The organism is Aureivirga sp. CE67 (assembly GCF_015767245.1).
Lineage (GTDB): Bacteria > Bacteroidota > Bacteroidia > Flavobacteriales > Flavobacteriaceae > Aureivirga.
On the sequence record NZ_JADOTV010000023.1, the window covers coordinates 15412 to 29116 of the forward strand.

General features: G+C 30.4%; 13 protein-coding genes. 10 read left to right on the forward strand and 3 right to left on the reverse strand.

The window, feature by feature from the left end; translation table 11 throughout:
• Positions 1-9: 9 nt before the first annotated feature.
• A complete protein-coding gene (locus I0K12_RS18805) occupies positions 10-798 on the reverse strand; it encodes a hypothetical protein (protein ID WP_196889694.1) in 789 nt (262 codons plus the stop codon).
• Between the two features lie 17 nt (positions 799-815).
• Positions 816-1670 carry a hydroxymethylglutaryl-CoA lyase gene (locus I0K12_RS18810; protein ID WP_317194450.1) on the reverse strand — a complete coding sequence of 285 codons (855 nt, stop codon included), beginning with the start codon at positions 1668-1670 and terminating at the stop codon, positions 816-818.
• Between the two features lie 334 nt (positions 1671-2004).
• Here I0K12_RS18810 and I0K12_RS18815 point away from each other — a divergent pair, with 334 nt between their 5' ends.
• A complete protein-coding gene (locus I0K12_RS18815; protein WP_196889695.1) occupies positions 2005-2928 on the forward strand; it encodes a cation diffusion facilitator family transporter in 924 nt (307 codons plus the stop codon).
• A gap of 72 nt (positions 2929-3000) precedes the next feature.
• On the opposite strand, the gene I0K12_RS18820 is transcribed toward I0K12_RS18815, so the two are convergent.
• Positions 3001-3687: a Crp/Fnr family transcriptional regulator gene (locus tag I0K12_RS18820; protein WP_196889696.1), complete on the reverse strand. Its 687-nt coding sequence runs from the start codon at positions 3685-3687 to the stop codon at positions 3001-3003.
• A 120-nt stretch (positions 3688-3807) separates the two neighbouring features.
• Here I0K12_RS18820 and I0K12_RS18825 point away from each other — a divergent pair, with 120 nt between their 5' ends.
• The 9 genes from I0K12_RS18825 (at position 3808) to ppk2 (ending at position 13703) form a co-directional block, all read left to right on the forward strand.
• On the forward strand, positions 3808-6177 hold the full coding sequence (locus I0K12_RS18825) for a heavy metal translocating P-type ATPase (RefSeq protein WP_196889697.1): 2370 nt from the start codon (positions 3808-3810) through the stop codon (positions 6175-6177).
• 296 nt (positions 6178-6473) lie between these two features.
• On the forward strand, positions 6474-6668 hold the full coding sequence (gene ccoS / locus I0K12_RS18830; RefSeq protein WP_196889698.1) for a cbb3-type cytochrome oxidase assembly protein CcoS: 195 nt from the start codon (positions 6474-6476) through the stop codon (positions 6666-6668).
• 14 nt (positions 6669-6682) lie between these two features.
• On the forward strand, positions 6683-8824 hold the full coding sequence (ccoN, locus tag I0K12_RS18835) for a cytochrome-c oxidase, cbb3-type subunit I (protein ID WP_196889699.1): 2142 nt from the start codon (positions 6683-6685) through the stop codon (positions 8822-8824).
• Position 8825: 1 nt separating this feature from the next.
• The gene (locus I0K12_RS18840) at positions 8826-8999 is read left to right on the forward strand and encodes a cbb3-type cytochrome c oxidase subunit 3 (protein ID WP_196889700.1); all 174 of its coding nucleotides are present in this window, start codon (positions 8826-8828) and stop codon (positions 8997-8999) included.
• A 16-nt stretch (positions 9000-9015) separates the two neighbouring features.
• A complete protein-coding gene (locus I0K12_RS18845; protein ID WP_196889701.1) occupies positions 9016-9648 on the forward strand; it encodes a cbb3-type cytochrome c oxidase N-terminal domain-containing protein in 633 nt (210 codons plus the stop codon).
• Between the two features lie 290 nt (positions 9649-9938).
• Positions 9939-11354, forward strand: a complete 1416-nt coding sequence (gene ccoG / locus I0K12_RS18850; RefSeq protein WP_196889702.1) for a cytochrome c oxidase accessory protein CcoG — start codon at positions 9939-9941, stop codon at positions 11352-11354.
• A gap of 289 nt (positions 11355-11643) precedes the next feature.
• Entirely contained in the window at positions 11644-12090 is a 447-nt protein-coding gene (locus tag I0K12_RS18855) for a FixH family protein (protein ID WP_196889703.1), read from the forward strand.
• A gap of 1 nt (position 12091) precedes the next feature.
• Complete coding sequence (locus tag I0K12_RS18860; RefSeq protein WP_196889704.1) at positions 12092-12829, forward strand: sulfite exporter TauE/SafE family protein; 738 nt, start codon at positions 12092-12094, stop codon at positions 12827-12829.
• Positions 12819-13703, forward strand: coding sequence for a polyphosphate kinase 2 (gene ppk2, locus I0K12_RS18865; protein ID WP_196889705.1), 885 nt, complete (start codon positions 12819-12821; stop codon positions 13701-13703). Before I0K12_RS18860 ends, ppk2 begins: the two co-directional genes overlap by 11 nt.
• Positions 13704-13705 lie beyond the last annotated feature (2 nt).

Consider the following 13705-nt stretch of genomic DNA (forward strand, 5'->3'; position numbering starts at 1 on the left):
TAATTTGGATTAGTTCGAAACTTGATATTCAATGATTGTCTCGCTTTGAGATTGTTCCATTGAAGTTGGGAAATCTAAATTAAGACCTAAAGCTGATAAATCTGCAAGCTCATATTTTAATGTAGTTTGAGATTCAACAAGTCCGATTCCCTCAGCATAATATGCATCTACTGTAATTACATCTTGTTCTGGTAAAAGATCAATTTCAATTAATAATTGTGTAGAGATTTTTAAATTCAAAGTCATTTTAACTCTAATAATGTTGTTATAAGTAACTCCATTAATATTTTTAGAAGAAAGGAATTCTTCGTTTTTAAACTTAATTCCGTAATCTGATTTAAGAGTCATTCCAGAGAATTCTTGCTCTGTTTGTCCTGATTGCTCATAAAGAGTTTCTTCTACAGAAGCAGTCTCACTTAAAAATCTTGCATCGTCTAAAGAAATTTCTAAATCAAGAATGTTTCCAATAACATCTCCAGCATTTACATTTCCTTTTAAATAATAATTTCCATTTTCTACTTTCACATCATTTTGTGTAAGCATTCCCATGAAAAGATTTGTAGAAACATCTTTCACTTCAAAATCATAGTAATTATTATTTACTGATGCGATATAAAGTGAATCTGTAGAAGGTTCTACATCTTCCATTACAGAATTGTATTTCCAATAATTTGAATTATCAGAAGATGGAAAGAATGATTGGTTTGAAGTTACATCATTTTCATCATCATCAGAACAAGAAACCATAGTTGTTAATCCTGCTGCAAGGATGAATGCTTTGTAAAGTAATTTTTTCATTAATAAAGTTTTTTTAGTTATAGAAATATTTTAAGAGCCTCGTTATAAGCACTCTCAAAGCTCATAGCTTTTAAATTTGTATCCGCTTTTTGTTGGTTAAAATATGAAACCATTTTTTCAGTTGGCATATTACCAGTTAGTTCATCTTTCGCCATCGGACATCCTCCATAACCTTTGATTGCTCCATCAAATCGTAAACAACCAGCTTTATATGCAGCATCTACTTTTTCAAACCAAGCAGCTTGTGTAGTATGCAAATGAGCTCCAAATTCAATTTCTGGATACTCTTTAATTAAATTCGAAAATAAATAAGTGATAATATCTGGAGTAGAACTTCCAACAGTATCTGAAAGAGAAAGGATTTTTACTCCCATTTTAGCCAATCTTTCCGTCCAGTTTCCTACAATTTCCACATTCCATGGATCTCCGTAAGGATTTCCGAATCCCATAGAAAGGTAAGCAACAACTTCTTTATTAGATTTTACAGAAATATTTAAAATTTCATCCAAAACTTCGATAGATTGCTCGATTGTTTTGTGTGTATTTCGCATCTGGAAATTTTCTGAAATTGAAAAAGGGTAACCTAAATAATCAATTTCTTCAAACTGAGAAGCATCTTGTGCTCCACGAGTATTTGCAACAATTGCTAATAATTTACTTTCTGTTTCAGATAAATCTAATTTGGATAAGACTTCTGCAGTATCTTTCATTTGTGGAATTGCTTTTGGAGAAACAAAGCTCCCAAAATCTATAGTGTCAAATCCAACTTTCAATAATGCATTTATGTATTGTGCTTTTGCTTCTGTAGGAATGAAAGGTTTTATCCCTTGCATGGCATCTCTCGGACATTCTATTATCTTAACTCTTTTCACGTATTCTGTTTTGATGCTCAAAAATACAATTTTTCTATATTAAAAAAAATTAGTTTTTTTTAATTAAATGACTTTATTTAATTGTTACTATAAATTTATTTTATGCAATATTTTAAGAATACATCTAATGTTATTTTAAAGCTGTAAGATGTTTTTTTTAGCTGCGTTAAATAGCTGTTTTTTTTAAGTTTAAATCGAAGTTTTTCTTTCTATTTTGTTAAAAATCAAGCTTTAAAAATAGAATTATTTTCTTTCCGTGTAAAATGTTGTAAATTTAAAAGTACCATATTGTTTTGGTTAGAAATAATTCTTTAAATCTGATTTTTGAATAAAAATGAATATTAAAAGAGAACAAAAGGTATTAAAAGTTTCATTAGTCGCAATATTCATCATTGCTATTTTTGGAATTACTTATGGAGTATACGTCAATTCGGAATCTATTGTCTTTGATAGTTTCTTTTCTTTTTTAACAGCTGTGATGACAGGGCTTTCACTTTATGTAACGAAACTTTTAGCTAAAAGAGGAAATAATAAATACCAATACGGATTTTCGCATTTTGAGCCAGTAGTAAATGCAACTAATGGTTTTATGATGCTTATAATCTGTATTTATGCTTTTACAAACGGAATCAAAAGTATTTTAGATGGTGGAAATATTATAAATATCGATGTGGCGATTTATTATACAATTATTACTTCTATAGCTTCGCTTGGAATGTATTTTTATGTAAAAAGAGAAAGTAAAATTTTAAAATCAGAAATTATAAAAGTTGAAACCAAAGAATGGTTGATTGCTACACTTCTTACAATTGCAATATTTATTGGATTTATGGTTGCTTTGATGGTTAAGGGTACAAAGGGAGAGGTGATTATTCCTTATGTAGATCCAGTGATTGTTACAGTACTTTCTACTGTTTTGGTTTGGACTCCTTTAAAAATAATTGTGACTTCTTTGAAAGAAATTTTTTACATCGCTCCTGCAAAAATGGATAAAGTGGTGAAAAGTCGAATGAAAGGAATTGTTGAGAAATACGAATTTGAAAAATTTACAAGTTATATCGCAAAATCAGGAAGAGTTTGTTTTGTAGAAATTCATGTTTTGATAAATGAAGACACTAAGAAAATAAGACATAAAGATTATGATCTTATTCGTGATGAAATTCAAGATTCTCTTGAGGATTTTGAAGAAAAACTCTGGATTTCTATCAGTTTTACGTATGACCCAAAATGGATGGTGCATCCGAAATACAATGATTAAAAAGATAAAAAAGCTACATTTTAATTTAAAAATGTAGCTTTTTTATTTTAGAATGCGTCTGATAACTGGATTTTAAAATCCTTCAGAAATATTTCTTAATTTATTTTTGGCAATAATTCTAATGTATTTACCTTTCAGTTCGATAAGATTATCTTTCTTGAAGTTTGAAATAAGTCTGATTGCCGACTCAGTTGCTGTTCCAATAGTATTTGCTATTTCCTCTCTCGTCAGAAGAACATCAATATATCCCTCTTTATCTACTCCAAATATTTCTTCCAAACGTAATAAAGTAATAGCTAGTCTTTCTTTAACAGGTTTTTGGGCCATTTCCGCAATAGAACCATTTGCTTCGTTTAACTGATGAGAAATGTTTTTCATCAAGTGTAAGGAGAAATTGTTATTATCTCTAATAGTATTAAGAATTTCTTCTTTTGGTATAAAACAAGCACGTAAATCTTCTAAAGCAGTAATAGTTAAGCCTGCAGGTTCTTCACTTAAAAGTGATCGATGTCCCAAAATATCTCCTCCTTTGGTATATTTGATAATCTGATCTTTACCATTAGAGTTTAATTTTGTCATTTTGCATTTTCCATCTTTAACACAGTATAACCCATTAACCGAGTTTCCTTCCTTCATTAAATTTTCACCCTTTTTTAATTTAATAGAAGTTTTTTGATTAGAAAACTGTTTTAATTGATCCGGTGTTAAAGTTTTAAGTGCATTCTTAGATTTGATTACACATAATTCGCATTCACTCATTTCTTTTGGGGGTATTTAAAAGATATATTTCATATTGCAAAATTACTAATTATAATGATAAATATCATATTTTAGATAGAAATATTACAGGAAATTTGTCATGAATTAAGTGAATAAATTATGAGTAAGGGGAATTGTTATCACTGTGGTATTGAATTTACTACGGAAATAATACCATTCGACGAGAAAAAATTCTGTTGTAATGGGTGTAAAACTGTATATGAAATTTTAAATATTAACAACCTAAATTGTTATTACGATTTAGAATCTGCTCCAGGAACAATTCCTACAGAAATCAAAGGGAAGTATAATTATCTAGAAGAACCAGAGATTATTTCAAAGCTTGTAGAATTTGATGACGGAGATACTACAGTGGTTACTTTATATGTACCGGTGATTCATTGTAGTTCTTGTATTTGGGTTCTAGAAAATCTGAATAAATTAAATGAAGGAGTAAAAACTTCTATTGTAAATTTCCCGAAAAAGACCGTTCGTATTACGTTTAAAAATGTCGAAGTTTCTTTAAAAGAAATTGTTGAGTTAATAACGTCTATAGGTTATGAGCCATATATTAGTTTAGAAGATGCGGATAATAATAAACGAAAAGTAGATAAAACTTTAATTTATCAGATTGCTGTTGCGGCTTTTGCTTTCGGAAATGTGATGTTACTATCGTTTCCAGAATATTTTGAAGTAGAAGAGTTTTGGTTAGATAAATACAAAGTTCTTTTCCGTTGGATTATGTTTACAATGTCCGTTCCTGTAGTGTTTTTCTCAGCTAAAGATTATTTTATCTCCGCATACAAAGGACTTTCTCATAAGATTTTAAATATCGATATTCCTATTGCATTAGGAGTTTTTGTACTTTTTGTAAGAAGTACTGTAGAAATTGTTTTTGATATCGGAACCGGATTTTTTGATAGTCTTACAGGTTTAGTTTTCTTTTTACTTTTAGGTAAATTTTTTCAACAAAAAACCTATTCTTTCCTTTCGTTTGAAAGAGATTATAAATCCTATTTCCCTATTGCGGTTACGAAATTAAACAAAGAAAAAGAAGAGAATATTTTAGTACAAGATATTCAGATTGGAGATCGACTTTTGATTCGAAATGAAGAATTAATTCCAGTAGATGGAATTTTGATTAATGGAGAAGCAATGTTGGATTATAGTTTTGTTACTGGAGAATCGCTTCCTGTTGGTAAAAATTCTGGAGATAAAGTATTTGCAGGAGGAAAGCAAACATCTGGAGCTATAGAAATGGAAGTTTTAGAAACAGTTTCTCAAAGCTATTTGACGCAACTTTGGAGTAATGATGTTTTTAATAAAAACGAAGGAAAAAATATAAAAAATATCACGGATTCTATCAGTAAATATTTTACGATGGCAATTTTGATTATTTCAACTTTGGCTGGAGTTTTTTGGTATTTAAAAGACCCGATGATAGCTATTAATGTAGTAACTTCTATTTTAATTATTGCATGTCCTTGTGCTTTGGCGCTTTCGGCTCCGTTTGCTTTAGGGAATATGTTGCGAATTTTTGGTAAGAAAAAGTTTTACCTTAAAAATGCAGAAGTAATCGAAAAAATTGCGAAAATTGATACTTTAGTTTTTGATAAAACAGGAACTATTACTTCTAATGATGAGTCAAAATTGGAATATCAAGGAGCAGAACTTTCTTCGGATGAAAAGTCAAATATCAAAAGATTAGTTCGTTCTTCAAACCATCCATTGAGTAGAGCTTTATATGATTTTATTGAAGAAAATACAACAGAGAAATCTATTGTAGCTTTTGAAGAAATAGTAGGGAAAGGTATTCAAGGAGAAGTTGATGGAGATTTTTATAAAATAGGATCGGCAAGTTTTGTGGATGCCGAAAAAGATAATTCGTTTAATACTTCGATTTATATTTCAATAAATAATAAGGTAAAAGGGAAATTTGTTTTCAAGAATTCTTACCGAGAAGATGTAGAAAAAGTATTTAGCTCTTTAAATAAAGAATACGATTTAGTGATTTTATCTGGAGATAATGAAGGAGAGAAAAATTATTTAAAATCGATTTTACCAGAAAACACAAAATTAATTTTCAACCAAAAACCAGAAAATAAATTAGAATACATCAAGAGTTTACAAAAAGAAGGAAAGAAAGTAATGATGATTGGTGATGGATTGAATGATGCAGGAGCTTTGGCACAGAGTAATGTTGGAATTTCTATTTCTGAAAATATCAATGTATTCTCTCCAGCTTGTGATGCGATTTTGGATGCTTCTTTATTCCAAAAATTACCTCAGTTTTTTAAATTATCGAAAAAAACAATGTCGATTATTGTAGCGAGTTTTATCGTTTCATTCTTATATAATTTTGTTGGAATGTACTTCGCACTAACTGGAAATTTAATTCCAGTAGTAGCTGCCATACTGATGCCGTTAAGTTCTATCACGATTGTGGTATTTGTTACCGTTTTGACAAATTTTTTCGCAAAAAATTCTTAAATTAGTAAGTGTTTGTTTTTTAATGGTTTATAAAATATATTTATTTAAGGGATAAAACTATTTTATTGAAAATCTACTATTTATAATCTGTCTAAAAATAAAAGACCTTGTAATATTCTATTAATTCTTCGATTTTATTGAAAGATTGAGAAATTAATAGAATGATTTATGAATTTTATTTATATGTTAAAAAGATTATAATGTTTTTTTTGAAATAATAAATTTCATGATTTAAGTCATGTTTTACCCCACAGTGATAACCTACATTTGTATCAATAAAGGAAAAAAGTGAAATTATGGAAGTAGTATACATTACAATCGGTGTTAGTATAGTCGTCGCAGTAGGATTTTTTATAGTCTTTATAAAAACCGTAAAATCTGGACAATATGATGATACTTACACTCCTGCCGTGAGAATGCTGTTCGATGACGAACTTGTCCTTGAAAAAGATGAAAAGCAAATAAAAGATTCAAAAACGAAAACTAACTAATAATTATTTTATATATGGAAAAAGAACAATTTTATTATGACAACAAAATTGTTAAGATGTTTCTATATGCTACCGTATTGTGGGGAGTAGTAGGAATGTTGGTAGGGCTGATTGTAGCTCTTATGTTTATCTTTCCAGATATCACGGGAGGAATTTCGTGGTTAAGTTTTGGAAGATTAAGACCTTTACATACAAATGCCGTGATTTTCGCCTTTGTTGGTAATGGTTTCTTTCTAGGAATGTATTATTCAATGCAGAGACTGCTGAAAACGAGAATGTTTAGTGATGCTCTGAGTAAAATTCATTTCTGGGGATGGCAATTAATTATTGTAGCAGCTGCGATTACACTTCCTTTAGGATTAACTTCTTCTAAAGAGTATGCAGAGTTAGAATGGCCAATTGATGTTGCTGTTGTTTTAATTTGGGTAATAATGGGAATCAACATGATCGGTACTATCTTAAAGAGAAGACAAAGACACATTTATGTTGCTATTTGGTTCTACATTGCAACATTAGTTACAGTAGCCGTTCTTTATATTTTCAACAACTTAGCAATACCAGCTTCAGCTTTCAAAAGTTATTCTGTTTATGCAGGAGTACAAGATGCATTAGTACAGTGGTGGTATGGACATAATGCCGTAGCATTCTTCTTAACAACACCTTTCTTAGGATTAATGTATTACTTTGTACCTAAAGCAGCGAACAGACCAGTTTATTCTTATAAATTATCAATTGTTCACTTCTGGTCATTGATTTTCATTTATATCTGGGCTGGACCTCACCACTTATTATATACAGCTTTACCTGAGTGGTCACAAAACTTAGGAACAGTATTCTCAATTATGTTGATTTTCCCATCTTGGGGAGGTATGATCAACGGATTATTAACGTTGAGAGGTGCTTGGGACAAAGTAAAAGATAGCCCAATGTTGAAATTCTTCGTAGTTGCGATTACTGGATATGGTATGGCAACATTTGAAGGACCAATGTTATCTTTCAAAAACTTAAATGCAATTGGTCACTATACAGACTGGATTGTTGGTCACGTACACGTAGGAGCTTTAGCTTGGAATGGTTTCATGGTTTCAGCGATTGTTTACTTCTTAGTAGAGAAATTATTTAAAACAGAATTATATTCTAAAAAATTAGCAAATACACACTTCTGGATTGGAACTTTAGGAATCTTATTCTATGCAATTCCATTATATATTGCAGGATTCACACAGGCTTCAATGTGGAAACAATTTAACCCTGATGGAACTTTAGTTTATGGTAACTTCTTAGAAACTGTAACACAAATTATCCCAATGTATGCAATGCGTGCAATCGGAGGTACATTATACTTGTTAGGATTCATTTTGTTAGTAGTGAACGTTGTAGCTACAGTAAGAAAAGGATCAGCAGTTCAAGACGAGTTAGCAGAAGCTCCAGCTTTAGAACCAGTAAGTGGAAGAAGAGCAAAAGGAGAAAAAGTACACTCTTGGTTAGAAAGAAAAACAGTATTATTTACAATATTAACTACTGTAGCAATTTTAATTGGAGGTTTAGTAGAAATTGTACCAATGTTATTAGTGAAAACTAATATTCAAACAATTGAAAATGTTAAACCTTATACAGCATTAGAATTACAAGGTAGAGATATATATATTAGAGAAGGATGTAACAATTGTCACTCTCAAATGATTCGTCCATTCCGTTCGGAGGTGGAAAGATATGGAGAGTATTCTAAAGCAGGAGAGTTTATCTATGATTATCCATTCTTATGGGGATCTAAGAGAACTGGACCAGATGTACACAGATTAGGAGGAAAGTATAATGATAACTGGCACTTCAATCATATGATGGATCCAACTTCAACTTCTCCAGGTTCAATTATGCCACGTTACCCATGGTTAGCTGAGAATGATATGGATATCTATTCTACAGACAACAAAATGCAAACAATGGTTAATTTAGGAGTACCTTATACAGAGTTTGAAGTAGAGAACGCTATTTACTTACTAAAAGATCAGGCTAAGAAGATTGAAGAAAACTTAAGACAAGATCCACAGTTCGTAGAAAATTATGGGGATGCAAACATTCAAGATAAAGAGATTGTTGCTCTTATTGCATACTTACAGAGATTAGGAACAGATATTAAAGCAAACGAAGAATAGTATGTTAAAATTTATCAAACATAACTTGACATCAATTGACGGTATCGAAATTTATCCAATAATTTCATTAGTAATTTTCTTTACTGTATTTGTAGGAATGTTCATTTGGGTGTATAAAATGCCTAAAACAAGAACACAAGAATTAAGTAATTTACCTTTAGAAGACGACAATTAAAAAATTAACGAAATATATGAGTAACTCTAATAATACATCTGCTTGGAAAAGGTTTTTGAAAGCCATGACTAAAGCAAACGATTTAGATCGTGAGGATGAGATCCTATTGGATCATGATTATGATGGAATCAAAGAATTAGATAACGTTCTTCCACCATGGTGGCTATACGGATTCTATATCACAATAATCATTTGTGTATTTTATGTAGGAAATATTATTTTCTTCGGAGCTTATAATCAAGATAAAGAGTTCGAAGAAGAAATGGCAAAAGCAGAGAAAGAAATTGCTGCTTATAAAGAAGCAAATCCTAATTTGTTTAAAGTTGTAAGACTAACAGATGCTAAGGATATTGAGGCTGGAAAGAAAATATTTAACGCAAATTGTGCTGCTTGTCACGCTGTAGATGGTGGTGGAGGTATTGGACCAAACTTAACGGATAATCACTGGGTTTTAGGTGGTGGGTTCAATAATATTTACAACACTATTACAAATGGAGGTAGACCAGGTAAAGGTATGATTGCTTGGAAAAACTCTCTAGACCAAGAGCAAAGACAGCAAGTTGCAAGTTACGTGTTGACATTAAAAGGTACGAAACCTGCTAATCCAAAAGAAGCCGAAGGTGATGTTTGGACAGGAGGAGATGAATAGAAAAATTAGTTAGTAGTAGTAAAGAGGCTGTTTTTGAAGTACGGGAATGAAAATTCTTTTCAAAAAGCAGCCTTTTTTTATCCTTACAAACTATCGAATGTTACTGTTTATTTTTTAATCTTTAAAAGTTGAAGGGTTTAAGGAAGGGAAAATAAATTGAAAATTAGTTGAGAAATCAAAGTCAAAGGAATTAGCGAGGAAAATTTGTAGAAATTTTAGGATTTTGCGTGTTACTTAAAATTTAACTTTACAAAGAAGTACTTTTTATAAACATAATATTTTGTAGTATTATGGCACAAGATAAAGAATCATTCAGAGATTCCATTGGAACAATAACTGAAGAAGGAAAAAGAAATTATATCCACCCCAAAAAACCAAAGGGAAAATTATATAACTACAGAACCTATGTATCATGGTTCTTGATAGCATTTTTAGTAGCTGCACCTTTTGTCAAAATAAACGGAAACCAATTTTTACTTTTTAATGTTTTAGAAAGAAAATTCAATATTTTTGGATTTCCATTTTGGCCACAAGATTTTTATTTATTAGTAATCTCCATACTTGCAGGAATTGTATTTATTACACTATTTACTGTAGTATTTGGAAGGATTTTCTGTGGATGGGTTTGTCCACAAACGATTTTTATGGAAATGGTTTTCCGTAAAATTGAATATTGGATTGAAGGAGATAGAAACAAGCAAATCAAATTAAGTAAACAAAAATGGAACGCAGAAAAAATTAGAAAAAAAGGACTGAAGTGGACTGTGTTTTTCTTGATATCTTTTATAATCGCAAACGTTTTTCTTGCCTATCTAATTGGTGGTGACATTTTGATTCATGATATTTTAGAAGGACCAACAGCGCATTTGAGTACTTTTATTAATCTAGTTCTATTTACGTTAGTTTTTTACTTTGTATTTGCATGGTTCCGAGAACAAGTTTGTATTGTAGTTTGTCCATACGGAAGGTTGCAAGGTGTATTATTAGATAATAAATCGATCAATGTAGCTTATGATTACAAACGAGGAGAAGGAGAGAATGGTAGAAAGAAATTCAGAAAAAAAGAAGATCGAAAAGAATTAGGAAACGGGGATTGTATCGACTGTTTACAGTGTGTACACGTTTGTCCTACAGGTATTGATATTCGTAATGGTACTCAGCTAGAATGTGTAAACTGTACGGCGTGTATTGATGCTTGTGATGAGGTGATGACTAAAGTTGGATTCGAGCCGGGGTTGATTCGTTATGCTTCTGAAGATAACATAGTTAAAGGAGAGAAATTTAAATTTAATGCAAGAATTATTGCTTATTCTTCTGTTCTTTCTGTTTTATTAAGTATTTTTGTTGTGTTATTGTTTTTAAGAAAAGATGTAGAAGCGAATGTATTACGTCTACCAGGACAATTATTTCAAACAAAAGGTGATACAATAAGTAACGTTTATACATTTAAATTTATAAATAAAACAACGCATGATATTGAAAATATTTCTATAAGATTAGAAAATCATGAAGGTTCAGTAAATATGGTTGGAGGTACTTACAACGTTCCGAAACAGGAGCTGAAAGAAGGTACTTTATTTGTAAATATTGCTAAGAATGATCTTAGTAAAGCCAAAGAAAAATTGAAATTGGGTATTTATTCAAATGGTAAATTAATAAGTACAACAAAGACATCTTTCTTAGGTCCTAAAAAGAAATCAAAATAGTAACAAAACTTTAAATATAATTTTTTGATTTTTTCATGTTATATTACTGTTTTTATTACTATATTTACAATATGTTTAATAGATGTTTTTTTCTTGGTTTGGGAGGTTTCATACCTCTCGAATCGAGATTTTCTAAAAACATACTTCCACAAAAATTATCCAAATCCTTTTTATTTTTTCAAACATGATAAAATGCATGTTTTTATAATGATAGATACTTTAATTTTATCTCATATTTATATTACTAACTAAATTCTTATTTTTAGAATTAAAACTAAATACTACTACTATGAAGTTTAACTGGGGAACAGGAATAGCGTTAGCTTTGGCTGCATTTATGATCTTTATTTTATCATTTGTATACCGAGTAATGTTTGACGATAAATATGAACACCATTTAGTGTCAGAAGACTATTACAAAGAAGAATTGTATTATCAAAACGAGATTGATAAGATGAACAATGCAAATAGTCTTAAAGAGAAAATTCAAATAACTACTACAGATAAAGGAGTAGAAATAATTTTTCCACAAGAATTTGATACAAATAAAATAAACGGAAAAGTTTCTTTTCAAAGATTGGCTGAAGCGAAATTAGACTTTGAGTTACCAGTCAAATTGATGTCACATACTTTGGTTATTCCTAAAGATAAACTTATTGAGGGAAGATACGACATAAAATTGGATTGGACTTATGATGGAAAAGAATACTTGTTAAAGAAGAAAATTTCCTATTAATATGCTATACTCTGCTTTAATTTTAGGTTTTTTAGGAAGCTTTCACTGTATTGGAATGTGTGGCCCTATCGCTTTTATGCTACCAATTGATAAGAAAAATAAATGGAAAGGATTTTTCCAAACAATGTCTTATCATATTGGAAGGTTTATAGCATATAGCTTGATCGGATTACTATTTGGTGCAATTGGAAAAGGATTATATTTAGCAGGATTTCAGCAAAGACTTACTATTTTGATTGGTGTGATTATGATCATTATCGCTATTACACCAATTAAAATCTTCAATAAATATAATTTTTCAAAACCAATTTATTTCTTAATCTCCAAGGTTAAGGAAAAGTTAGGTTTTTACCTTCAAAAAAGATCTGCAAAGAAAATATTTTTGATTGGATTCTTCAACGGATTCTTACCTTGTGGATTAGTTTATGGAGCTGTATTTGGTTCTATTTCAATGGGATCTACATTAGAAGGAGCTTTGTATATGTTGCTTTTTGGATTGGGAACTTTACCATTGATGACTGCTGCTGTGTATGTCGGAAATTTTGTAAAAGTTTCATTAAGAAATAAAATTCAAAAATCAATCCCTATATTTGTTGCTATTGTTGGATTATTATTTATATTAAGGGGGCTAGGATTAGGGATACAATATGTTTCTCCATCTGATGCACAACTTAATTTATCTAATAATGCTAACACCTGTGTAACTGTAGAAGATACGAGCATCAATAATGGACGATAACAAACCAAAAACTGAAGAAAAAAAACAATATAAATTATCTGAAGAAGATTTCCAAAAAGCTAATTCTATAGAAGAATTGGATGGTATTATCCGTGAAAAAGGTATTGATATTTCTTATGTGAAAACAAAATATGATTACCAACAAGAATTACAATCACTTCAAATAGAATTGGTAAAACTTCAACAATGGATTTCTAAAAATAAAAAAAGAGTTGTCGTAATTTTTGAAGGACGTGATGCTGCTGGAAAAGGAGGTTCTATCCGTAGATTTTCTGAGCATTTAAATCCACGTTCGATGCGTCTTGTAGCCTTAACAAAACCTACAGAAGAGGAACAAGGACAATGGTATTTTAGAAGATATATTAAAGAACTTCCAAACCCTGGAGAGATTGTCTTTTTCGATAGAAGTTGGTATAACCGTGCAGTTGTAGAGCCTGTAATGGGATTTTGTACATCAAATCAGTATAAAAAATTTATGGTTCAAGTTCCTGAATTTGAGCATATGTTATACGAAGATGGTGTGACGATTATTAAATTCTGGTTTTCTATTTCGAAAGAAGAACAACAAGCAAGATTTTTATCAAGACTTAAAAATCCTTTGAAACGTTGGAAATTTAGTCCGGTAGATCAAAGAGGTCAGGAGTTGTGGAATGATTATACTTTCTATAAAAATCAAATGTTTAGTAAGACACATACAACTTATAGTCCTTGGATTATTGTAAAAACAAATGACAAACAAACGGCCAGATTGGAAAGTATTCGTTATGTACTTTCGCAGTTTGATTATGATGGAAAAAGAGATGCAGACATCAACCTTGCTCCAGACCCGAATGTTGTAATGCGTTATTTCCGTTCATCTAAACAACTTGACTAATT

What these genes read in the sequence shown, in the direction of transcription:
- I0K12_RS18845 (WP_196889701.1), top strand. Translation starts at nt 9,016, where the DNA reads ATGAGTAACTCTAATAATACATCTGCTTGGAAAAGGTTTTTGAAAGCC.
- ccoN (WP_196889699.1), top strand. Translation starts at nt 6,683, where the DNA reads ATGGAAAAAGAACAATTTTATTATGACAACAAAATTGTTAAGATGTTT.
- I0K12_RS18825 (WP_196889697.1), top strand. Translation starts at nt 3,808, where the DNA reads ATGAGTAAGGGGAATTGTTATCACTGTGGTATTGAATTTACTACGGAA.
- I0K12_RS18815 (WP_196889695.1), top strand. Translation starts at nt 2,005, where the DNA reads ATGAATATTAAAAGAGAACAAAAGGTATTAAAAGTTTCATTAGTCGCA.
- I0K12_RS18855 (WP_196889703.1), top strand. Translation starts at nt 11,644, where the DNA reads ATGAAGTTTAACTGGGGAACAGGAATAGCGTTAGCTTTGGCTGCATTT.
- ccoS (WP_196889698.1), top strand. Translation starts at nt 6,474, where the DNA reads ATGGAAGTAGTATACATTACAATCGGTGTTAGTATAGTCGTCGCAGTA.
- ppk2 (WP_196889705.1), top strand. Translation starts at nt 12,819, where the DNA reads ATGGACGATAACAAACCAAAAACTGAAGAAAAAAAACAATATAAATTA.
- I0K12_RS18805 (WP_196889694.1), bottom strand. Translation starts at nt 798, where the DNA reads ATGAAAAAATTACTTTACAAAGCATTCATCCTTGCAGCAGGATTAACA.
- I0K12_RS18860 (WP_196889704.1), top strand. Translation starts at nt 12,092, where the DNA reads ATGCTATACTCTGCTTTAATTTTAGGTTTTTTAGGAAGCTTTCACTGT.
- ccoG (WP_196889702.1), top strand. Translation starts at nt 9,939, where the DNA reads ATGGCACAAGATAAAGAATCATTCAGAGATTCCATTGGAACAATAACT.
- I0K12_RS18840 (WP_196889700.1), top strand. Translation starts at nt 8,826, where the DNA reads ATGTTAAAATTTATCAAACATAACTTGACATCAATTGACGGTATCGAA.
- I0K12_RS18820 (WP_196889696.1), bottom strand. Translation starts at nt 3,687, where the DNA reads ATGAGTGAATGCGAATTATGTGTAATCAAATCTAAGAATGCACTTAAA.